At 48.1% G+C, this 20,379-nt stretch carries 18 protein-coding genes; 8 read left to right on the top strand and 10 right to left on the bottom strand.

Translation table 11 applies throughout. The annotated features are described in order from the left end of the window. Positions 1-20 precede the first annotated feature (20 nt). Positions 21-1,532, top strand: coding sequence for a fumarate hydratase (locus RY831_RS27075; protein WP_326509508.1), 1,512 nt, complete (start codon positions 21-23; stop codon positions 1,530-1,532). Between the two features lie 360 nt (positions 1,533-1,892). Here RY831_RS27075 and RY831_RS27070 read toward each other — a convergent pair whose 3' ends face one another. Further along, on the bottom strand, positions 1,893-2,786 hold the full coding sequence (locus RY831_RS27070; RefSeq protein WP_326509478.1) for an AraC family transcriptional regulator: 894 nt from the start codon (positions 2,784-2,786) through the stop codon (positions 1,893-1,895). A 205-nt stretch (positions 2,787-2,991) separates the two neighbouring features. On the opposite strand from RY831_RS27070, the gene RY831_RS27065 reads away from it, so the two are divergent. The 4 genes from RY831_RS27065 to RY831_RS27050 all read left to right on the top strand — a co-directional run bounded on the left by RY831_RS27065 (position 2,992) and on the right by RY831_RS27050 (position 6,776). Continuing rightward, a complete protein-coding gene (locus RY831_RS27065; RefSeq protein WP_326509477.1) occupies positions 2,992-3,747 on the top strand; it encodes an SDR family NAD(P)-dependent oxidoreductase in 756 nt (251 codons plus the stop codon). 817 nt (positions 3,748-4,564) lie between these two features. Further along, positions 4,565-4,885 carry a hypothetical protein gene (locus RY831_RS27060; protein WP_326509476.1) on the top strand — a complete coding sequence of 107 codons (321 nt, stop codon included), beginning with the start codon at positions 4,565-4,567 and terminating at the stop codon, positions 4,883-4,885. Between the two features lie 193 nt (positions 4,886-5,078). Further along, positions 5,079-5,432 (top strand): DUF779 domain-containing protein, encoded by a 354-nt coding sequence (locus tag RY831_RS27055; protein ID WP_326509475.1) that lies wholly within the window; start codon positions 5,079-5,081, stop codon positions 5,430-5,432. Positions 5,433-5,978: 546 nt separating this feature from the next. Then, complete coding sequence (locus RY831_RS27050; protein ID WP_326509474.1) at positions 5,979-6,776, top strand: helix-turn-helix domain-containing protein; 798 nt, start codon at positions 5,979-5,981, stop codon at positions 6,774-6,776. 17 nt (positions 6,777-6,793) lie between these two features. Here the strand turns inward: RY831_RS27050 and qhpG are convergent, their stop codons facing one another. The 7 genes from qhpG to peaA form a co-directional block, all read right to left on the bottom strand. After that, complete coding sequence (gene qhpG / locus RY831_RS27045) at positions 6,794-8,128, bottom strand: flavin-dependent monooxygenase QhpG (RefSeq protein WP_326509473.1); 1,335 nt, start codon at positions 8,126-8,128, stop codon at positions 6,794-6,796. A gap of 60 nt (positions 8,129-8,188) precedes the next feature. After that, on the bottom strand, positions 8,189-8,881 hold the full coding sequence (gene qhpE / locus RY831_RS27040; protein ID WP_326509472.1) for a subtilisin-like serine protease QhpE: 693 nt from the start codon (positions 8,879-8,881) through the stop codon (positions 8,189-8,191). Then, positions 8,878-10,539 carry an ABC transporter ATP-binding protein gene (locus RY831_RS27035; RefSeq protein ID WP_326509471.1) on the bottom strand — a complete coding sequence of 554 codons (1,662 nt, stop codon included), beginning with the start codon at positions 10,537-10,539 and terminating at the stop codon, positions 8,878-8,880. The genes qhpE and RY831_RS27035 overlap by 4 nt, the downstream gene beginning before the upstream one ends. A gap of 69 nt (positions 10,540-10,608) precedes the next feature. Then, a complete protein-coding gene (peaD, locus tag RY831_RS27030; protein ID WP_326509470.1) occupies positions 10,609-11,721 on the bottom strand; it encodes a quinohemoprotein amine dehydrogenase subunit beta in 1,113 nt (370 codons plus the stop codon). A 57-nt stretch (positions 11,722-11,778) separates the two neighbouring features. After that, complete coding sequence (gene qhpC, locus RY831_RS27025; protein ID WP_326509469.1) at positions 11,779-12,096, bottom strand: quinohemoprotein amine dehydrogenase subunit gamma; 318 nt, start codon at positions 12,094-12,096, stop codon at positions 11,779-11,781. Position 12,097: 1 nt separating this feature from the next. Further along, complete coding sequence (gene peaB, locus RY831_RS27020) at positions 12,098-13,540, bottom strand: quinohemoprotein amine dehydrogenase maturation protein (RefSeq protein ID WP_326509468.1); 1,443 nt, start codon at positions 13,538-13,540, stop codon at positions 12,098-12,100. 42 nt (positions 13,541-13,582) lie between these two features. Further along, on the bottom strand, positions 13,583-15,163 hold the full coding sequence (gene peaA, locus RY831_RS27015; RefSeq protein ID WP_326509507.1) for a quinohemoprotein amine dehydrogenase subunit alpha: 1,581 nt from the start codon (positions 15,161-15,163) through the stop codon (positions 13,583-13,585). 315 nt (positions 15,164-15,478) lie between these two features. Here peaA and RY831_RS27010 point away from each other — a divergent pair, with 315 nt between their 5' ends. The 3 genes from RY831_RS27010 to RY831_RS27000 all read left to right on the top strand — a co-directional run bounded on the left by RY831_RS27010 (position 15,479) and on the right by RY831_RS27000 (position 18,993). Then, a complete protein-coding gene (locus tag RY831_RS27010; RefSeq protein ID WP_326509467.1) occupies positions 15,479-15,802 on the top strand; it encodes a c-type cytochrome in 324 nt (107 codons plus the stop codon). A gap of 247 nt (positions 15,803-16,049) precedes the next feature. Next, on the top strand, positions 16,050-16,454 hold the full coding sequence (locus RY831_RS27005; RefSeq protein WP_326509466.1) for a DUF779 domain-containing protein: 405 nt from the start codon (positions 16,050-16,052) through the stop codon (positions 16,452-16,454). Between the two features lie 592 nt (positions 16,455-17,046). Further along, a complete protein-coding gene (locus RY831_RS27000) occupies positions 17,047-18,993 on the top strand; it encodes a methyl-accepting chemotaxis protein (RefSeq protein ID WP_326509465.1) in 1,947 nt (648 codons plus the stop codon). 533 nt (positions 18,994-19,526) lie between these two features. Here RY831_RS27000 and RY831_RS26995 read toward each other — a convergent pair. Then, on the bottom strand, positions 19,527-19,850 hold the full coding sequence (locus RY831_RS26995; protein ID WP_326509464.1) for a hypothetical protein: 324 nt from the start codon (positions 19,848-19,850) through the stop codon (positions 19,527-19,529). A 145-nt stretch (positions 19,851-19,995) separates the two neighbouring features. Next, a complete protein-coding gene (locus RY831_RS26990) occupies positions 19,996-20,208 on the bottom strand; it encodes a hypothetical protein (protein WP_437126331.1) in 213 nt (70 codons plus the stop codon). Positions 20,209-20,379 lie beyond the last annotated feature (171 nt).

The following is a 20,379-nucleotide window of genomic DNA, read 5'->3' as shown; positions in this document are numbered from 1 at the left end:
AGCACAACACTTTCACAACTATGACTCTAATCTATTCGGAAGACTTGATTGACAGCATTGCTGATGCGCTGCAATTTGTCAGCTATTACCATCCAGCTGATTTTGTGGAGGCGCTTAAAGACGCATGGCAGCGCGAAAAGTCCCCTGCCGCCAAAAACGCAATACAGCAACTGCTGGTTAACAGTCGTCTTAGCGCATATGGGAAAAGACCCATCTGTCAGGATACGGGTGTGGCGCATGTTTTCCTGACCATTGGCATGGAAGTCCGGTTTGGCACGCGGTCCGGAACGACAGTACCTGCCCTTCAGGAGATTGTCGACGAAGGGGTTCGCAGAGCATACCGGAACGCTGCTAATCCGTTGCGAGCTTCTATTATCACCAATCCGTTAGGCAACCGTAGAAACACGCAAGATAATACTCCTGCAATCATGCACCTCGAAATGGTGGCAGGTAACAAAGTCGAGGTCACCGTAGCGGCGAAAGGCGGCGGCGGTGATGTCAAAGCGCGGTTTGCGACTCTAAACCCCAGTGATTCAGTTGCTGATTGGATTGTCGACCAGGTTCCAGGCATGGGCGCAGGTTGGTGTCCCCCAGGCGTACTCGGCGTTGGTATCGGTGGCACCCCGGAACAGGCAATGCTGCTCGCGAAGAAGTCACTCTTTTCCACTATCGATATCCACCTACTGCGTGAACGCGGTGCTGCATCACCGGCCGAAGCGCTTCGGCTCGAGGTTGCAGACCGCGTCAACGCGCTGGGCATTGGCGCGCAAGGGCTCGGTGGACTAACGACGGTGCTCGATGTGAAGGTTTTAGAGGCGCCATGTCATGCAGCTACAATGCCAGTTGCATTGATACCGAACTGTGCCGCAACACGCTATCTCTCCTTTTCATTGGATGGAAGCGGGCCAGCATTACTGACACCGCCTGATTCCGCAGTCTGGAATGGAATACCCGATGCCATGCCAAAGGAAGGTGGGATACCTGTTAACCTTAACGGATTATGTCGGGAAGATGTTGCAAAATGGAAGGTTGGCCAAACGCTCCTGCTTTCTGGAAAACTGCTTACAGGTCGAGACGCCGCCCACAAGCGGCTCACTGATTTGCTCTCCGTTGGCGAACCACTTCCCGTAGATCTTCGTAACCGGGCGATTTACTATGTTGGCCCTGTTGACGCCATTGACGGTGAAGCAGTGGGACCCGCCGGACCAACAACCTCGACGCGCATGGACAAATTTGTTGCACCGCTGCTCAAAGAAACTGGGCTCTTGGTCATGATTGGGAAGGCCGAGCGTGGGCGGTCTGCTATTAAGGCGATCCGGGAAAATGGCGCAGTGTACTTAATCGCTGTAGGCGGCGCAGGTTATCTCGTATCGAAAGCAGTTATGTCGGCACGCGTCGTCGCCTTTCCCGAACTAGGTATGGAAGCCATCTATGAATTTGAGGTGCGCGACATGCCAGTGACCGTTGCAGTTGACGCCGAAGGAAAAACGATTCACACCATCTTCGAAATCGCGGCACAAAATCATCATTAAGCAATAGAACGTTAGCGCAAACGCCTCTACGAGCTCGGTGGCACAGTCCCAAATCCGCACTAAACTTGTTGGTTAGATGATTAGTCAGAATAAATTTCCGAAATAGAGAGGAAGTCACTGTTGCTCGAAGTGTTGGATGAGTAGCTACAATCAGCCGCTTCATTACTTGAAAATACAGCTTTTCCTTATTCGCTATTTGCTGCTTGCATTTGCCGCATCGTCAACATTGCTTAACTGGTCCGCCCTAAATTGAAAGGCGGAGAATTCACTATCAGCAGCACGTAAAGTGCTGTTGATCTTCGTCTCCTGTAAGTGAGCTGATTTGAAACAACCCACACTTCTAAAGCCGCAATACCACTCTCACCCTGTTGACTGCATGCGGCTCTTAGCTTCGCGAATATAGCGTGCTGGTGGTATGCCAAACATCCGGGCGTACTCTCGAGTAAACTGCGAAACACTTTCGTAACCAACCGCGAATGCAGCGCTGCTGATTGTAGATCCGCTTGCCAACATGGCCTGCCTCGCTTCGATCAACCGCAATTGTTTCTGAAATTGTAGTGGAGACAGCGATGTAATCGTGCGGAAATGAGCATGGAAGGCCGACAGACTCATTCCTGCAGCATCGGCAAGATCTTCTATACGTATAGGCTTTGCAAAGTTAGAGCGGAGCAGCGCGATAGCGCGTGCGATACGCTGTGCATGACTGTCATTGACGCCTAATGCACGAATCGCTCCGCCATGCCGCCCGGATAATAGCCAAAAATGCAATTCTCGAATTAACTGATCTTTCAGTACCGAGAGTGCTCCTGGACGATCAAGTAAAAGCATGAGGCGCAATGCAGAGTCAGCAACCTCAGTTTCCGTGGGATCAATTCGAACCGGTTCTCCCGCAGAAAAGGGAGCTGAGCCCATCTCCATCACAAGTCCTGCGATTACCTTCGCATCGAGTTCCATCACGAAGGAATAGTAAGGTTGATCCAACGATGCTTTAGTAATTTGACTCACCGTTGGTACGTCGGTCGTAATGAGAAGCGATTCGCCAGCACCAAAATTGAAGGTGCTTTTGCCGATACTTACTCGTTTAGTGCCTTGAAGCACTAACGCGACCAATGGTTTTGAGATCGCATATTGCAACGGTGTTGGCATCGTCTCTCGGAGGATTACCAAGCCTGGGATGGGTGTCTTAGCGACTCCATTTGCGTCAACATGGGAGTCTGCGTAGCGGCGGGCAGCGTTGAAAAGGTCGGTATCCATGTTACAAGTATAGAAAACTCAGTACCTTTTGAAAAGGTGAAACGAGTATTAGGCATGGATACAGCATGCTGTTACCTAATTGCTATGTGCATTTTCCAGTTCATGTTGGAGAAATAGGCAAAACATTCGTTCAAACGTGCAACACTCCTGCATCATCGTGCTCCATAGTTAAGGCCTCTCTATTCAACTCTAAAGGAGTTTATTGATGACTACCATTTCTCTAGTTACAGGCGCTAGTCGCGGCCTTGGCCGAAACACCGCTATTAGCATCGCACGCAGCGGCGGTGATGTAATCCTGACCTACCGGAAAGGTGTCAGCGAAGCTAGGGCCGTGGTCGCTGAGATCGAAGCGCTCGGCCGAAAAGCCGTCGCGCTACAACTCGACGTTGCTGATATCTCCACCTTCTCGACGTTCGGGGAAACCGTTCGCTCAACTTTGGCCGGAACGTGGAAGCGCACTAACTTCGACCATCTCATCAACAACGCTGGCCAAGGCGAAATGGCGAGTATCGTGGATACGACAGAAGCCCAATTTGACGCCTTGTTTAACACCCACGTAAAGGGCGTCTTCTTCTTATGCAAAACACTTGTCCCGCAAATTGTCGATGGCGGACGCATCCTCAATTTTTCATCAGGTTTGACCCGCGTCTCGGTTGAGGGATTCTCTGCATATTCAGCTGCGAAAGGTGCAGTTGAGGTCTTGACTGTTTATATGGCCAAAGAATTTGGCAAACGCGGCATCACGGTGAATACAATTGCACCTGGAGCAATTGAAACCGATTTCCTCGGAGGCGCTGTACGCGATATTCCTGACTTGAATAAACAGTTTGCGGGCATGACTGCGCTTGGTCGTGTAGGCGTACCTGACGATATTGGGCCGATGGTAGCGAGTTTACTGGGTGCAAGTAATCGCTGGGTTACCGCTCAGCGAATCGAGGTGTCTGGCGGTCAAGCAATCTAGCCAACTCAAATAACCTGGGAATCATGGAAAAAGGTCCCCAGGAAAGGAACTTAGTGAGCATTTACTTCTATTATTGAAGCTGCCAACCTATTCTCGGTTCATAACGTCCCTCTAGTTGCTTCAGGGATTATCGTCTGAATGCGGTGATATAAGGTCAACGCAGAACGCTTTTGTCATAACTTATTAGTAAGTAAAGTTTGTTCCAAGTAATGTTTGGTAAAACCACAGTGTCATCAGCTATTTTTTGACTCAGGTAACTGACACCGTGTGTCTATTTTTTCGATATGCCCTCCATGCTCAATGCCGGCTCCAATCGGGTACCTGCTACTCCTAAATCATAAGGCCCGCCGGCTAAAAGGCTACTTGTTATCTCTAATGTTTCCTGTGTGACAATGTTTGCTCTCTGGCCTGGCGTAGACCCAAATTTATTTGCTAGTGCACAAATCGATTCTCCCAACTCGATCCTCACCAAGTGCGCCCAGAACATCATATTCCGGTGGAAGCATTGCATAAGATCGTCCCCTGCCGATTTTTGATACTACGGCTTCCCTCATCTTCATAGAATTCTCCTTACCGCAATAACTGTCTCCAACAGTCGGTTTGCCCATTTCCAATAGGGAATGGGCTTTTTTAGGAGGGAATTAGGCTTACAAGGCCTGCCACGCTCACCACAGAAAGATAGTACTAGACCAAATAATCTGTTTTTGGGCGGTATCAGCGTCATTACTTGCTGAATTAGTTCACAACCGCGAATTACTTATTTTTTGGACATTCCGACCGTATTCCCAATCCATCTTTTTGGAAAAGACAAATAAATATGGTTGACATCAGCAACCTTGGCGTGAGCAAGAAGGAAGGTATCGAACTCCAAACCGGAGCTGGGCGTAGCGTCCTAGATGACGAAACTCCAGAGAAATTTCTTGAAGAGCCTATCCTTATCGGCGGACACCACATCATGCGTGCCTACCAAGAAGAGCGCCTTGGTCAGGTCAATTTGGTAACAACCTTCAAGCACGAAGAAGATATCCTTCGGATTTCCAAATCCACATTTTACGATTCGGACGCTGGGATGACGATACGTAACGGTGCGCACATTCCATATGGGACGCCAAACCGACGTAGGCCTAGTGCAGCATGACGCAATCATACATTCAAGCTGCGTTCGGTGGTAACGAGCGATTTCACATCGCGCGTAATACTCCCAATACAATGGTTGAATACTGTCAGCAAAGCGGGAATTGTTTTTTTAGCTATAAGCTAAATCCAATGACTTTCCTCTGGTCGCGTGAGAACGTGGTCATTGCTAGGCAAGCCCTAACTCATACATGATCATGGATCACATAAACTTCCGGGTAGTTGCCTCGTATAACGCACGTGACGTCATCTTAAAAATGAGAAACAGCTTTACAGGATTGATGTATTTCCGTTATGACGGAATACTAACGCAAACTGCTAGCCTATATGTAAGCATCAGTGACTTTGGTGTTCTGGAATCGGATATCTTCCTTGGAGCGATCGACGGCATTCCATTCTTCATGAGCGAATATGATCATCACGTACTTAATCCAGTAAAAGTTTATATCGACGTAGCGAAACCTGCACCTAACATGCTGAGTAACAAGCGGCTACCAAACAGAGCACTTGCGTGCTTCGAAGTCACTTCGGCGCCACAACTTCCGGAATAAAAACATGCATAAGAATATTGCAAAATCAACAACGGTCCAACATACTAAATTAGTAAAAGCAAATTTTGCTGACACGGTTAAATTCTCTACTAGTCCGCACTAACGCGCATATGGTCATTTCTCCGATGAAATAAGACTTATGGACGCCGTGCCACTAGCTTTGATAAGACTAAACGCTATAGTCAACACTTCAATATAACTCCCACTAGTGGTGCATCGCCCAAACCCTTATTGGCTTTTTACAGAAGACCCTTACAATAGGAATTCTGCCACTGCATACTTTTACGAAGACAATGTTGAACCGATTACATCATGTTCCCTAGCTCGATACGTCTCCTGCAAGAAAGTAAACAAAAGGCCCCGATCGGACATGGCTCTACGACGTTACTTTCGTATGAAGCCACATCTAAGACCTGTTCCGACGTCGTACAGCAGGCGAAAGTCCTACCGTTATGGCACCAGGATTACACTCAACTCACTAAGGGGAAGTTCGTCGGTGAGGTGCAGTCGGTATCAGGTTCTACGCTGCAAGTCTTCCGAGAAAGTATGAACCAGGTCGTCGACCAGCACGGTGTCGCGAGACGAGATTCTTACGTTATCGGAATACCGAATAAAATTGTTGGCGAGGGATATTGGGGTACCCAAAGCATATCTCAAGACTGCGTTCTGACTGTCGCAAAGGACGCACACCTGAATTTCCGCACTCCAATATACTCTGATGTTTTAATCGCTGTGATTGACTCTACTCGCCTAGAACACCATGCGGACATCGTCGAAGGGTTTGACCTCATATCAAATTTTGGAAATTCCGCCACGGTTTTACATGTCAATAAGTGCTATGCAGAACAATTGAGAAAGACTTTGAATGGATTTATATGCAATATGAATACCGTTACGGAAATTCAGACCAATGGAGCTGCACTAAGTTATTTTGAACACGACCTAATCACAGCTTGTATTAGTGCTTTTGTACCAAGTAACGACATTCCTTCCAAGCCTGTCTCTCAAAAGGTTCATCGCTATATCGTAGACGCTGCGACGAGTCTGATTCTCAGTGTCCCCACCTGCCCTCCAACCATATCCGAGTTATGCGAGAAGTTACATATTAGTCGCAGAACTCTTCATTATGCCTTTGTGAAGATGATGGGGGTGAATCCTGTAACTTATATTCGTGTAATACGTCTAAATCGAGTACGACGTGAGCTTCTTCGCGCCAAACGTTCTGGTGCGAATATCAAAGAGATCGCAGCGACGTGGGGATTTTGGCACATGGGGATGTTTGCAAAGTATTATCTTGAGTTATTTGGGGAACACCCTTCCGAGACGATACGGAAAAACAGTTAACAAAGCATTTAATGGCATCAACTATTTAGTCCATTCTCGTACAACCCATTCTGGACCAATAGTGAAAGTGCTGCTGTGATGTCCTTTACACCCTTTGATAGCTGCGTCGTCAACATAGCAATATCTGCACTGCCGTTCGCTAGCACCGTTTTATGTAGTACCGCCAAATCAATGCCGTTCACAAACCTGATTCCTCTTGGATGCGCGGCGGAGATGAAAACATCGCGGCTTAAGATGAAACCATCCTCCACTACAGGCTGGCTGATAAAACTACCTCGATCCACAGTTGTTGTGGTTCCAAATGCTTGACCGCCATTTATTGCACGCTTTCTCCAAAAATCACTGTTCCAACGGCTCTCGCGCTTGTAAATATCAGCCCCAGCATCTAAACGTTGCCTAAATATAGCGCGTGCTCGGTCTTGGTAGTATTGCATTGCAATCAAAGAATCAGCTCTCTTTTGAAGCAGAGTATTTATCACTGGGACAGCTGCGTATCCTCCTGATACCGCTTCGTACATGCCATTACCAGAGAGTGGATCAACTGTATATGCCGCGTCTCCCACCCTGATATGAGTCGAACTTATTAAGTCAGCGTTCAGGTTCGGACGGCTCCCGCGCGCAGTCACCTGAGTAAGCGGTACAGCACCAGATGTTATTAATTTGCTAATCTCCGGCGATCTCTGCGCATATGTTGTAAAGAGATACTCGCAATCTGCCGAGCCTGCCAGGTCGCCATCCATTGTAATGTTAACGTTCAGTTTTCCATCTCCATTCCATGTAGCCCACCCCCATCCGTCTTCGAACGATTCAGTAACCGTAAAAGCTTCTTTGCCAAGTCGCGCTGAAAACAATCTACCTAACATTACAGATACTGGCATTTGATCTATTACGATATGCTTACCGCCCCGTCGCCCATGTGCAATCACTAAAAAGTTTGCGAATAACTCGCTTACCCTACCGCACTTGCCCTCAACCGCAACTACGCAACCACCGTCTTGGACCGAGTGGTGGGTCACGTACCCATCTACAACATTGACGCCACGAGCAGTGAGGGCCCTCTGCAACGCCAAATCCATCTGCCGGCGTTCAACAAGATATTCGACATTAACCAAGTTTAAGGACCCGTTCCACCAGGAATATCGCCGGGCCGCCGTTAAGTCGGTCCGAAGATTCAGTGTCAATCCTGCGTTAGCCAATCCATCTAAAGCTCGTATAGACATTCCCTCCCAGCAAGGCTGAGAACGAACACGTCCAACAACGGTAACATCGTAACCATACCGCCTTAACAACGCAGCAGTGATCGCCCCTGCAGGGCCACTCCCAATAACGACAATTGCATTCCTAGACTTCATGATTAGTCGACGAAATGAGAAAGTTATATCGGGCCATATTTTGTGTAGGGTACGCGTCCATTAATTCACCCGTAGGTCACCCAACGTCGGACGTTTATCTGGGCCAAAAATCGCTGCGCCCTGGCGCAATGCTTCTATGCTTATCGACTTGGGTCCTTGATAGCTAAGTCGAGCTGCCAATATTCCGGTCATCCTTGCACACGCGAAGCTCGATCCCCCACCATGCTCAGGATCCATAGGTGTATAGAACGGATGTGCACCAAAATCTGCAAACTCCGATCCAATCCAAGAAAAGTTTTCCGGGGAACACCGCACATCAGATGCAACCGCAATACACGAAGCGAAGGCAGCAGGATAAACGCGGTTCGGAATCGAAGTGGTGGACGCAACTAAAGTAATCCCGGCCAGCCTTGCCCTTTCGCATACACGCGCTAGAGGCCGCGACTCCTCTTTCATCCCGAAAGACAAATTAATAATATCAACGCTCTCAGCAATCAACCACTCAATGGCCGCAACGATACTATGCACCGTGGCGATTCTCTCCATTGCAAACACACGTGCTACCAAAAATCTGCTTGTAATGTTGTGGCTGTGAATTAAGTCGATCAGCTTGCTTCCGTGCTCTATCTTATCCCAAAGGCTGGCATGTTCATGGCCATAGGATCTCGGTATAAAGATCTTGCTTCTTTCTACCAAACGCAATTGCGAGGTGACAATCCCACTATCTATTACTCCAATTCTGACACTCTTCATGGAACACTCCTAGCCTGGATCAACTGTCCTCGCACTAACTCAATACAAACGTCATAGTGCATGTCACCAGGTCGGTGGGAAACATAAATTACCGTCTTGTTTGAAAACCCATTTCGTATGGTGGAAAACAATGCATTTTCAGTAAGCACATCGACGGCAGATGTACCTTCGTCAATTACCAGTATCTCCGGTTTCATTAACAAAGCACGAGCAAGTGAGATTCTCTGGCGTTCACCGCCCGATAAGTCCGCGCCACGTTCCCCGACAATGGTACGAATCCCGTCTACGAAGCGTGGACTATTTACCAATAGTCCAGCTAGCTCCGCCGCGTTGTGTACTTCTTTATCTGACGCAGTTGGGCTTCCATATCGGATATTATCTGCTAAGGTTCCATGAACGACCGTAGCTTCTTGGGACACAACGTATATAACTCTACGTAAATCCGCAATATTAAAGTCCGCGATATTAGCGCCACCAAGCAAAATTTGACCTTCAGATGGATCATAATACCGTTGTAGTAAGTCGGTTATGGTCGTTTTACCGGCACCGGACTTTCCAGATAGAAGTACATGGCTACCAGAAGGTATCACTGCGCTAGCAGTTTTTAAAACATGTGCATGCGATCCGGGATATATGAAACTTACATCTCGGAATTCTAAAATCCCATTTGCAGGACAAGGAAGTAGAATAGGCTCACTTGGACTGGCTACCGCAGGCCTTTCATCCATCAAGGCTTTAACACGCTCCATACTCACGCGAGCTTTTTGCAACGATACATAACTTCCCAACAGATTCTGAGCCGGCGATATGGACTTCTGTAGATACGAGACAAAAGCAATTAATGCACCGAGCGTAATCTCGCCTGAGGCAATATATCCACTACCAAAGCCAAATACCCCGAGAATAGTTAATGAGGTGATCAGCGTCGGCACGGCATGCGCCGCATATGCTACAAATTGAAGACGCAAAGCATCTCCACGCATTGCGATGTGTAAATCAGATAACCTATGTATCTCTCTCATTTCAGCGCAATGCGCCTGTATGAATTTGACGCATCGCAGCTTCTCCACAAAAAATCCCATAATTGCGCTGCTATGTAATCTCGCACGCCGAGACATCGTTTCCAAAGTCGGTCGCAAACAACGTACGAATAACGTCGATATGATAATCACGCCTGCTGTAACAATCACCAAGGGTGGAGAAAGCGTCCAGATAAGCACTAGGCTCCCGACAAGCATAATGATGTTGTTGACCGATGCAAGTAGCGTATCAACTGCAAACCGCTGAATTTCTGCAATATCGCCATCAAGACGCGACTGAATATCTCCTTGTTTAGACCCCGAGAAATAAGTAGGAGATAATGAAAGAATATGTTTAAAGATATCTTCCCTCATCGCATGAAGAACGGTGCAAGACAGACTTACGTAGGTGCGCCTTACGAGGAAATTTAGCACGGTGGAACAAACTGCAATTGCAGCTCCAATGGCAACTAGAGTCCAAATGAAAGAAGAATCTGAGCGTAGGATCCCGTCGTCGATCAAGCTTTTAGTAAGATATGGCTGCGCGAGTCCTCCACCGACCGCGATCAATGACAACACCATTACCAGTACAAGGGCACCAGCATAGGGCTTAATAAAGCCTGCTATCCACAACCACATTTGGTTCTATACCTCGCCAAAGTTCTCAAGGGCTTCAGGGAAGCCCTTGACGCTTCATGATCAGTCGCCCTATTTGCGGTCAACGATTCGCAGCGATGATAATACCTGGTCGCCGGTCGGAAGCTTGATATTTGCAAGCTTTTTAAAATTACTCGAATCGTAAACCACAATATCGTTCTGAGTACCTCCGATATATATCTCTTTACCGTCGCTTGAAACATTTACATTATAGAAAGTATGGTCTAGATCCAGGCGCTTGATAATTTTCCCAGTTTTGATATCCGTTGCGGTAAGTTGGGTATAAACCGTGTAGACTTCATTCCGCCTTATGGGGTTTACTACACTTGAAAACAGCACGACTGAAGCATCTTCAAAATCTTTGTAACTCTGTTCTCGTGTCACCAAGTCGAATGTCATGATCCCCGCTTTTGAATACCCGGGATCTCCCTCTTTAAGGTCCGTTCGAGTCTGATAGTACGGAGTAGCAAATATATTTGATTGCTCCCATTGCGGCCATAACGCCAGCGTGTCTGGTTTGCCGTAGTTCTCGCGCTCCCGGTTGAGAAACGTAATCTTCCCTGTCTGAGTTCCAGACTTAACGTCCCATGTTGTCCAGTCTCCGTTGAACGAGTATAGTGTCTTACCATCGGGAGCATAGGCAAGCACGGTTGTGCCACGTGGTGCCAGCATCTTCCGAAGAGGAGTTGCCTGCTTCCCTGCAGCGGTGTCGAATACGGCTATATAAGTCTCTTCGACTTTATAGGAACCTGGCAGCATCCGTACAGGAACTACGAATACGCTAAGCTCCTTGCCATCAGGCGAGAGATCAATCCCATAGGTCGCCATTGCCCTCATATTAGCATCGGAGAGATCCGCACGGAACACCTCCTCGCCGGTCTGGAGATCAAGGCCGGATACACTTTTCCATGCGTTGTGAATCACGTACGCTCGCTTCCCGTCCTTTGAAACCGCTATAGCTGTAGGGCTATTTCCCATCGTCGTGTTCGGAATGGGAATGGTCCTCTCTACCTTGCGTGCTGCAGCATCGACTACTACGACAAAATTAGGCTTAGCTGCTGTTACAAGGTATTCTCTTGCAGCAGCATCAACGGCGACAAACAGCGTTACGATCGCAAATCCTATCGTCATTGCGACAGGAAGAAGCGTGGATTTTCTATTCATTTTAATTTCTCTCTACTCTCTAGCATTAGATCAGGGAAATAGCCCTCATCAAGAGTGCTACTTTGGGAATACCGCCTGTAGTTTCTTCCAATCCTGCGCAGCATCAGCAGCGCCCTCATTCCATTCTGGAAAGCTATGCATCGTGTCTGGCACTTGTGCCGGCCACCAGCACGGATCTGCGCATCCATAGAGGTCAGCTTCCATTGGCTGACAAAGTCCGGCGACGCCTTGAAACGCGTCGATTTCCCACCCTGGATCGAATGTAGTTGCACAGCCTGCGACTGCCGCCATAGCGACAACAGCATTGTCATTAGATTCAGTTGCCGGGCTCTCCAGCAACGTCGCCTTGATGTTTAGTGGCTTTAAAGTCTGCATATTAGTGGCTCCGAGTCGCAATGTGATCACCGAAGAAACGGGGGTTCTTCCCTATAATTTCGTTATAAATTTCCATCCCAAAGTCCACCCACTCCCGCATAAGATCGCAATAATGGTAGGTAGGAGACAAGGGGTCGCTAAAGTGCGCGTAAGATTCGTGATAGCATCCGCCTGCACAAAGGTTACGAATACGGCATGTCGAACAGCCCTTTCCCGAACGGTCAAGGGCACCTTCTAAAAAGGTTCCCAAGGCTGCTTTGTCAATGCCTTGTTGAACGTTTCCGAACGTAGGCATCTCCGACCCTGTAAATCGGTGGCATAGGTTGAGGTCTCCCTTTTTGTCTACCGCTAAAAGTCCGATACCAGCCCCACAAGGCAACGCTTTTCGTCTTCCTTCGTAAAGGTCACTCATCATTTGATGCATGTTTGAAAAGCCAGTATTCTTGCCTTCTAATGCGGCATCACGATATTCAAGACCCAACGTTCTCATGTTATCGAACACTGCACGGAGCTCTGTTGCGTCGAGGTTGAATGTTGATATAGGCCCTGATGTTGCTGGTGCAAAGCCGACCTCTGCGAAGCCTAACTCATTCTTCAAGTGATGGTGAATAGCGACCACATCTGTATAGCCAGCTGTAAGGGTTACTCGCGCACCAACCGCTCGGGACCGATAGCGTTCTAGTAACATCCGAGCCTTTTTTGCCACGGTCGTATATGTACCTGTGCCTCCGACGGTCTTACGTCGCCGGTCATGAACCGCTTCTGGTCCGTCCATACTAATGGAGATGCCAAAATGGTGTTCGTCCAGATAATCCACGATCTCTTCCGTTAGAAGGGTAGCATTAGTGGTCATGGTAAAGTCGACTCGCTTTCCCAATTCAGCACACCGCTCCTCTGCGTACTGGACCGCCTGCTTTATCAACCTCATATTGGTGAGTGGTTCGCCACCGAAAAAGACAACATTAATACGCTCGTTTTGAGCGCCCTCCGCTAGTACCAAATCTATGCTTTTCTTGGCTGTCTCGAACTGCATCTTCTCGCCTTTGGAGGGTACAGCAAGATCCTCTTTGTAACAGTATGTACAACTGAGATTACATCCGGTATTTACGTTCAGTACAATGGTATTGATCGGAAAATCTCGGATAAGAAACTTCATTCCAGCGTCCGGCTTTGGCTCATCAGGACTTAAGATTGCCAGATCCTGAAAATCCGAAAGTACAGCACTGATTTCCTCTGGAGTGCCTCTTGATCCGTCATGAAATTCATTCTCGATGTCGTGAGCAGAAACGACGTTTTTCTCCTTCAAATAGTCTAGGACCGCTCGCCCGATACGGTCTAGGCGAAACATCGCACTCGTAGGTATGTGGAAAAGAGTTGACCGATCTGGAGTTTTCACCTCATGAAAATTATAGGTGTTTAAGTACAACGCTGGAAAATGGTTCATCTCGCTTCCTTGTGTTTCATATAGAAAACTGTTTACGGCGGGTTAGTGAATTGGCGGGTCAACAAAACGTTGCACTGTCACCATTAGATGAGTACTGGCACTGAGCACTTTGGCTCCTTCTTTCACAACTGCCTTAACCTTCAGTTCTCCAGCGTTGTTGGTACTGTATTTCCGCTCTGGATTGGGCCCAGCGTTATTAGGCATAAACAATCCATTTTTACTTAATGTTCCTGCGAACTGTAGGTCCTGCATTTCCTCAGCATTCTTGTTTAGGTTGGCGAGGCTCCATTGTGCGACAACATGCCCGATGCGGACGTCGTCTTCGGTGTCAACTTTGCCATCCGGTCCATTTGCATATGCGATCGCTTCAAACTGGACTGGCTTTTTGGGAATTGGCCCGCCATTCCCGCCTACCCTAGCCATTCCTTCTTTCGGCTCGATCCTGATAGAATCAATCTGACGGTAGACCGCCACCGTTGCTCCCTTTTGCGTCACGTTAGACATGGTTATTTGTCTGTAACCGTCCTTTGCTTTCGCATCGGCCCTCACTTCTACCACTACCTCAGTAGGACTAGATTTTAAGACGCGAGTCACGGCTACTCCGTCGCCTAATGTAACGTTACCCGTAAGACCAGTTCCTCTAATTGTCAATTTCTGCGTCTGTCCAACTTTAATACGTGAAGGCTGAACTGACAGAACTTGACCAGGTGCACCTGCGATCTGCTTCAACGCCGTGAACCTTCCACCGATATCCTCATGATCGGTGAGATACCAGCGCCCTTCCAGTCGCTGCCCGTCTTCCGACAATGAAAATACTTGGCGCACTGCGTCACCATTTTGATTCAGACTCGCGCGCCACTCGTACCCCGTAAAGACCGTGGCGTTACCGGAAGCCTTCTCAGTCTTTCCATTCTCATACCTGATCGACATCGTGATTTGGTAAGCGTCTGCCGCACTCCTTGTGATCGTCGCGCTCCCAGAATAGGCACCCCAGCCAGGGCGGTGCCCGGCAACTAGCCATTCGCCATCAACGTTTGCTTTTTCTTTCGCAGACCATTTTTTCCACAAGTCTGACTGCTCGGGCTGGTTGTCTGCGAGTAGTTTAGCGACTTCACTATTTGCTATCTTGAACCATTCACGATCTCTACCACCATACTGAAACTCAATTGCAGGATACTGTCCCACGTGAAACGCAACCAACTTTTGCCAATCGTCGAACGTACGACGCTGCAATCCCACTCTTGCTGCTGAATGACATCGGGCACAGGAATCTACGATGACTTTATCGTTTATCCTGCTCGGCTGTTCTACAACGCCTGGCGTTTTTTCAAGAATGTAACGGTGATTGGCTGCCTCTTCAGGAGCGAGACCACGCGTATCCGCGAGATACTTAACCACCGCATGTCTTTCTTCTTGCGTAAGCTTCATGCCATGCGCGTACCCCATACGCGCAACTGTCATATCCCATCCTTCAGGTGTCCGTCGCCCCTCTGAAATTCGATCTAGCCCCCCCCCTGGCAGTGCCGCGTGACACGCAACGCATTTGGTATTAAGAACTTGCTGCCCCAAGGACGATTTTGCATTTTCAGATGCGTTAGCAGAGACTAAGTATCCGTAAGACATTCCGCTAGCCGTAAGAAACATGACAAGCAGTTTTGATGTACCACGTTTATTCATTGACCCCTCTCTACGGTTAATTCTGATGGATGCGGACAGGGCGTCATTTTCCCTTTCCAACTGGTGAAAATCATAGACCACTAAATGAGGAAGGACTATCAAGAAACGGCAGAACGTCGCAGTCTCAACCCGCGTGGAAATATCAAGAATCGGCAATACATACAGATTATGTTGTACCTAATTATGTATGTAACTTCTCAAACCATACCAATCAGTCATAAGATTCATAAACCTAAATAGTCCTCTCCCAGCTAGAAATATATGAAACGTGTCTCTACTTTGATCTACATTTGCTTTACGGTTGTTCCTATGGCGGCCTGGTCTAGCAACGACTTGGCAAAGGCTAAAAACTGCATGGCATGCCATAGCATCGATAAGGAAATTCTTGGACCGTCTTTCAAAGATATTTCAAAGAAATACACCGGTCAGAAGGATGCTGAAGCGCAGATTGCCAGTTCGATTACGCAAGGCAGCAAGGGGCGATGGGGACGTATACCTATGCTTCCAGATTCGCGAGTAACGGAAGACGACGCTGCGTCCCTCGCAAAATGGATTATGGCAATAGATAGCTACACGGCGCGTTAAGAACGTTCGCGAGCAGCCACATGTACCATATTATCGAGGCACTCATCCTTTTCCTTCAACATAAGGACACTCTCGTAACTAGGCAACGCAGACCCGCTATTTTATTTATGCTGCATCGCAGCGGTTTGCCAGATCGAGTGAAACTGAATGTCCACAATTCGAAGCTAGCTTTGGGAAGATAAGTCAGATTTAACTGGTCAAAACTTAGGTGCTCGGAAGCACTGTAGCACAATAAAATTGGAGCACTATGGATACCGTGAAGCGCGTGGTCGCAACAGATGTCGCCCTTCTTCTCATAAGGGAATTGCGTGAAAAGTATGGGCAGCTCCTTTTTTTTCAATCAGGAGGATGCTGTGACGGAAGCTCCCCTATGTGTTATTCAGTTAAAGAATTTGTTGTAGGCGACGCAGACATTTATCTTGGCACTATTCAAGATACTCCTTTCTATATGAACGCAGACCAGTTTAGTTACTGGATGCATACCCAGCTAATCATCGACGTGGTTGACGGCAACGGAGGTATGTTTTCTCTTGAGAACGGAACCGGCAAGCGCTTCCATACCCGGTCTAGGCTGTTCGCGGATTCAGAATTTCATAGAATCGCGGCCGCAATTACTGAATTAGAAAGAAAACGCCGCAACCAACGTTTCTAAAATACTATGCGCAATGGGCATAATACGTAACGCTATATGTTCTGGCTATCTCAGAGCTCAAAACTTTTATCTCTCCGGTCCAGCTATGGTAGACGACTGAGTACAACGTAAAACGCCACTGGTGGTGAACGCTGTCACCGAAGTTCTGCATTTGACTGCCTCGTAGTTTACTGATGCTTTATAACTCTCAATTGCGCTTGAACTAAAACCAAGCGAGGTTTCATAGGTGCCTTGTTTCACGGCGTTATGCATAGCGGCGCGTGGAAGTTACGTAACCAATTTAACCAGTTAAATTATTTTTTGGGAGTGATGCTGTCATTTTTCCGGTACGCGCAATATAGCCGCAGATGCGCTCGAGCCGCGCGTTTGTGTTTACAGCCTCTAGGATCGAAAACCGCATCGGTCGATAACTAGTAACTGTTGTCGCGCCGAGCGCTATTTCTTTGGGACAATAAGCTACTTTCATTATTCATTTGTAATGTGGCCGAAAGGCTTTGTAGTTTTAGAAAAACTTCATGTTGATGTCGTTATCCCGACATTAACATCGCAGCATAAAAAATTGTTAACCGCGTAAGCTAAATGAAGGTCGAAAATGGGAACACAAAGGTGGAGTTTACGTACACGTTTGACAAGTGTCGTAACTGGAATAGTAACTGTGGGGCTCGTGTTCACTGCAGGCTTTTTGACCATAAAAGCTGGCCAAATGGAAAGGGCGGGGTCAGAGTTATACGCACATGAATTAGCACTTCGACAGGCAGGTAACGTCAGTAAACGCCTGGAGACGGCCTTTACTACAGTGCGAACCCTTTCTCACGAATTAGGAGCTTTGCGCGCCACAGGTATCGCTGATCGAGCAGTCGCCAATGTCATGCTTAAGAGTGTTCTTGAAGGGAACTCGACCTTTGTAGGTGTTTGGACTGTCTGGGAACCCAATGCTTTTGACGGTAAAGACGAAATGCACAGAGGACAACCTGGTCACGACGATAGCGGGCGGTTTATTCCATATTGGAACCGTGGGGGCGGCAAAATAGGCGTCGAGCCAATCGTTGATTATGAAAAAGAAGGCGCTGGCGAGCCTTATTTACTGCCAAAAAGGACTGGTAATGAAGTTGTTTTGGAGCCTTACTTCTACAAAGTAGCTGGCATAGATACACTTATGACCAGCTTGGTGGTACCAGTTAAACATGACGGAAAATTTGTTGGAGTGGTTGGTGTTGACATCGCACTTGCTGATCTACAATCTGAAATCAGCAGTATTCGCCCATATGAAACAGGTTATGCAAGCCTTATATCGAACGCGGGAAAGTATATTGCACATCATGATGCGGCCCGCCTTGGAGATGAAGTTGTCAAGGGTGCGTACTGGAATATAATTCATCCGGCAGTTGCATCAGGACAGGATTTTAAGCTGTCAATGCTTGACGAAACACTCAACACCGAGGTGCTACAGATTTACGTACCTGTTGTTATTGGAACCACTAAGACTCCATGGTCCCTCATTGTTACCATGCCAGAAAATAAGGTAATGGCCGGCGTGGTAAGGTTTCGCACCACTTCGATGGCGATAGCCGCCGTAAGTATCATAGTTGTCTGTGTTGTCTTGTCAATGTTGCTCAATCGCTTTGTAATACGCCCTCTTGGCGGTGAACCCGATGACGCAGCAAACATTGCTCGTCATGTAGCATCGGGTGACCTTACAACTCCCATACGTCTACCAGAAACCGATAGCAGGAGCATGATGGCCGCCATAGAGATTATGCAAACAAATCTTTCTGGCATCGTCACAAGCATCCGTAGCATTAGCAATGTGATCTCTACAGCCGCCATCGAGATCGCGCAAGGAAACCTTGAATTGTCGCAGCGCACAGAATCCCAGGCTGCATCACTGGAGCAAACTGCTGCTAGCATAGAGGAAATGGCCTCTACTGTCATGCAGAATGCCGAAAACGTGCAACGCGCTAATACTGCGGCAAGGGCGGCAGCGGAGACGGCGGCTAGTGCGGGGGCCGTGGTCGGCAATGTTACTAAGACGATGAGTGACATTGCTGAGGCGTCGGCTAGGATGGTGGACATAATTGACGTCATTGATGGCATCGCGTTTCAGACAAACATTCTTGCCTTGAATGCGTCTTTAGAGGCTGCGCGGGCTGGTGTAAGCGGCAGAGGATTCGCGGCAGTAGCTTCAGAGGTCCGAAATTTAGCTCAACGTAGCGCAACCGCATCACGCGAGGTTAAAGATCTCATTGAAAGTTCTGTCTCACAGGTGAACACGGGAACAGTACTTGTCTCACAAGTTGGACTAACTATGGACCGCGTTATTCGGGAAGTACATTGCGTTACAGGACTGATGACAGAGATCGCTATTGCGACTAACGAGCAAAGTATTGGCATTAATCAGATCAATGAAGCCATAATGCTAATGGACGAGGTAACGCAACAAAATGCCAGAATGGTTGAACAGGCTGCAGTAGCCGCGACTTCATTACAACAACAGTCTCAGCAATTGCTTGGGGCCGTAGGAGTATTCCAGATAAAATAATAGCCACAGTCTTTCGTTAGGCCAAGGCTACTATTTTATCTGTCCGTACGAACGAGTCGGTGGAGAAAGACGCAGTAATTGGATTGCAACACGCAAAAGATTTTCTAGCGGACCGTCGACTCAAAGCTTGTGAGAATGACAAAGCTACGAGTCGGCTGAAAATGGCTGTCTCGAAAGTTTTCACGGACCTCTGTCTGCCGGATAATTAAAGTATAAGCTGGCGATGTTATGGCATGCATAACTATGACAGTCGCCATTGCTATTATTACTTTTCCACCCTCATTCTACCCCACAAATATGGCAGGATCCAGCTTGTGGAATCCCTTCAGAAGACCTTTGCATTTAACGTATTTGATTCCTACTATGTTCCGCGTAATGTGAATTGTGCTGCGTTCAAGCGTCATTTATATTTTAGTACATAGAGCATTCAATTGTTATTCTGAAAGCCTAATCTTGAATTCACAATAATGCGTATTTCCTATTGCTACAACATTATGCCCCTAGCGGTACTGTGTTAAGTCCGGCGATAGAGGTTAATTCCACATCTCGAGGTGACGAAAGCTATCAGTGCGGCGAGCTCTGGCGATGGGGGCTTGTCTGAACAAGCCCCCCAGCAGGACAGGAACCAACGTGCCGAGAACAACCACGAGCGGATAGTACGCAGCCGTCCCGGCCAGCAGTATCGCACTTAAGGTCAGTGTTGCGTTTTTTTCCACTGCCTTTGGCGTGACTTTCTCGTGCAGTTGCACCTCATAAGCTTCATGCCACCAACAGAAGGCATGCTCAGCAACCCAGGGACCAATGCCGGTGAATGGCACGATCAGACCGCACCATGAAGTCAGCCCAACCCAGCTCATCCCTCATCTGCTTGTAATTCTGCTCGAACCAACTACGCAATCCGTACTGACGAACGACTTCTAACAGCGGCGCCTGCTCCAGAGATAGCGTTGTGGTGAGATACCAGGCATTTTGGTCGGGTAGCGTACGGCGATACAGCGGGCGTTAACGTTGGTCGTTGGCCCACAGTGTGTTGACAGCCACAATGCCATTGTCGATCTTGCCGACCAAGCCCAGGCACTGGCACTGGCACTGGCACTGGCACTGGCACACCACATGGTCGGTGAAGCAGCCATCTTTGCGGTTGCCGGTATCGTCGATGACGAGCACACTTTCAGACGTAGGAGCAATAAGCGGATGGGCCAGCAGCTGCTGCAAGATACGCTCTGCAATAGTTTTGGCGTCCCAGTTCGACTCGGAAAGGAAGAACTACTTTTCCTGTACCGGCGCACTGTGTGCTTGCACAACTGGGAGCTATAGTCGGATCTGGTGTACGGGCTGAGCTCTGAAGGTGGGGAGGAAGGCGGTGGAGATTTTGTTGGACAATTT

Source organism: Noviherbaspirillum album (assembly GCF_035916955.1).
Taxonomy (GTDB): Bacteria; Pseudomonadota; Gammaproteobacteria; order Burkholderiales; family Burkholderiaceae_D; genus Noviherbaspirillum; species Noviherbaspirillum album.
This window is presented reverse-complemented; position numbering and strand designations above follow the sequence as displayed.

Coding starts and splice junctions, on each gene's coding strand:
- qhpG (WP_326509473.1), bottom strand. CDS start 8,128: ATGAAGTCTAGGAATGCAATTGTCGTTATTGGGAGTGGCCCTGCAGGG.
- RY831_RS27065 (WP_326509477.1), top strand. CDS start 2,992: ATGACTACCATTTCTCTAGTTACAGGCGCTAGTCGCGGCCTTGGCCGA.
- RY831_RS27010 (WP_326509467.1), top strand. CDS start 15,479: ATGAAACGTGTCTCTACTTTGATCTACATTTGCTTTACGGTTGTTCCT.
- RY831_RS27000 (WP_326509465.1), top strand. CDS start 17,047: ATGGGAACACAAAGGTGGAGTTTACGTACACGTTTGACAAGTGTCGTA.
- RY831_RS27035 (WP_326509471.1), bottom strand. CDS start 10,539: ATGTGGTTGTGGATAGCAGGCTTTATTAAGCCCTATGCTGGTGCCCTT.
- qhpE (WP_326509472.1), bottom strand. CDS start 8,881: ATGAAGAGTGTCAGAATTGGAGTAATAGATAGTGGGATTGTCACCTCG.
- RY831_RS27075 (WP_326509508.1), top strand. CDS start 21: ATGACTCTAATCTATTCGGAAGACTTGATTGACAGCATTGCTGATGCG.
- peaA (WP_326509507.1), bottom strand. CDS start 15,163: ATGTCTTACGGATACTTAGTCTCTGCTAACGCATCTGAAAATGCAAAA.
- qhpC (WP_326509469.1), bottom strand. CDS start 12,096: ATGCAGACTTTAAAGCCACTAAACATCAAGGCGACGTTGCTGGAGAGC.
- RY831_RS27055 (WP_326509475.1), top strand. CDS start 5,079: ATGGATCACATAAACTTCCGGGTAGTTGCCTCGTATAACGCACGTGAC.
- peaB (WP_326509468.1), bottom strand. CDS start 13,540: ATGAACCATTTTCCAGCGTTGTACTTAAACACCTATAATTTTCATGAG.
- RY831_RS26995 (WP_326509464.1), bottom strand. CDS start 19,850: ATGAGCTGGGTTGGGCTGACTTCATGGTGCGGTCTGATCGTGCCATTC.
- RY831_RS27005 (WP_326509466.1), top strand. CDS start 16,050: ATGGATACCGTGAAGCGCGTGGTCGCAACAGATGTCGCCCTTCTTCTC.
- RY831_RS27070 (WP_326509478.1), bottom strand. CDS start 2,786: ATGGATACCGACCTTTTCAACGCTGCCCGCCGCTACGCAGACTCCCAT.
- RY831_RS27060 (WP_326509476.1), top strand. CDS start 4,565: ATGGTTGACATCAGCAACCTTGGCGTGAGCAAGAAGGAAGGTATCGAA.
- RY831_RS27050 (WP_326509474.1), top strand. CDS start 5,979: ATGAACCAGGTCGTCGACCAGCACGGTGTCGCGAGACGAGATTCTTAC.
- peaD (WP_326509470.1), bottom strand. CDS start 11,721: ATGAATAGAAAATCCACGCTTCTTCCTGTCGCAATGACGATAGGATTT.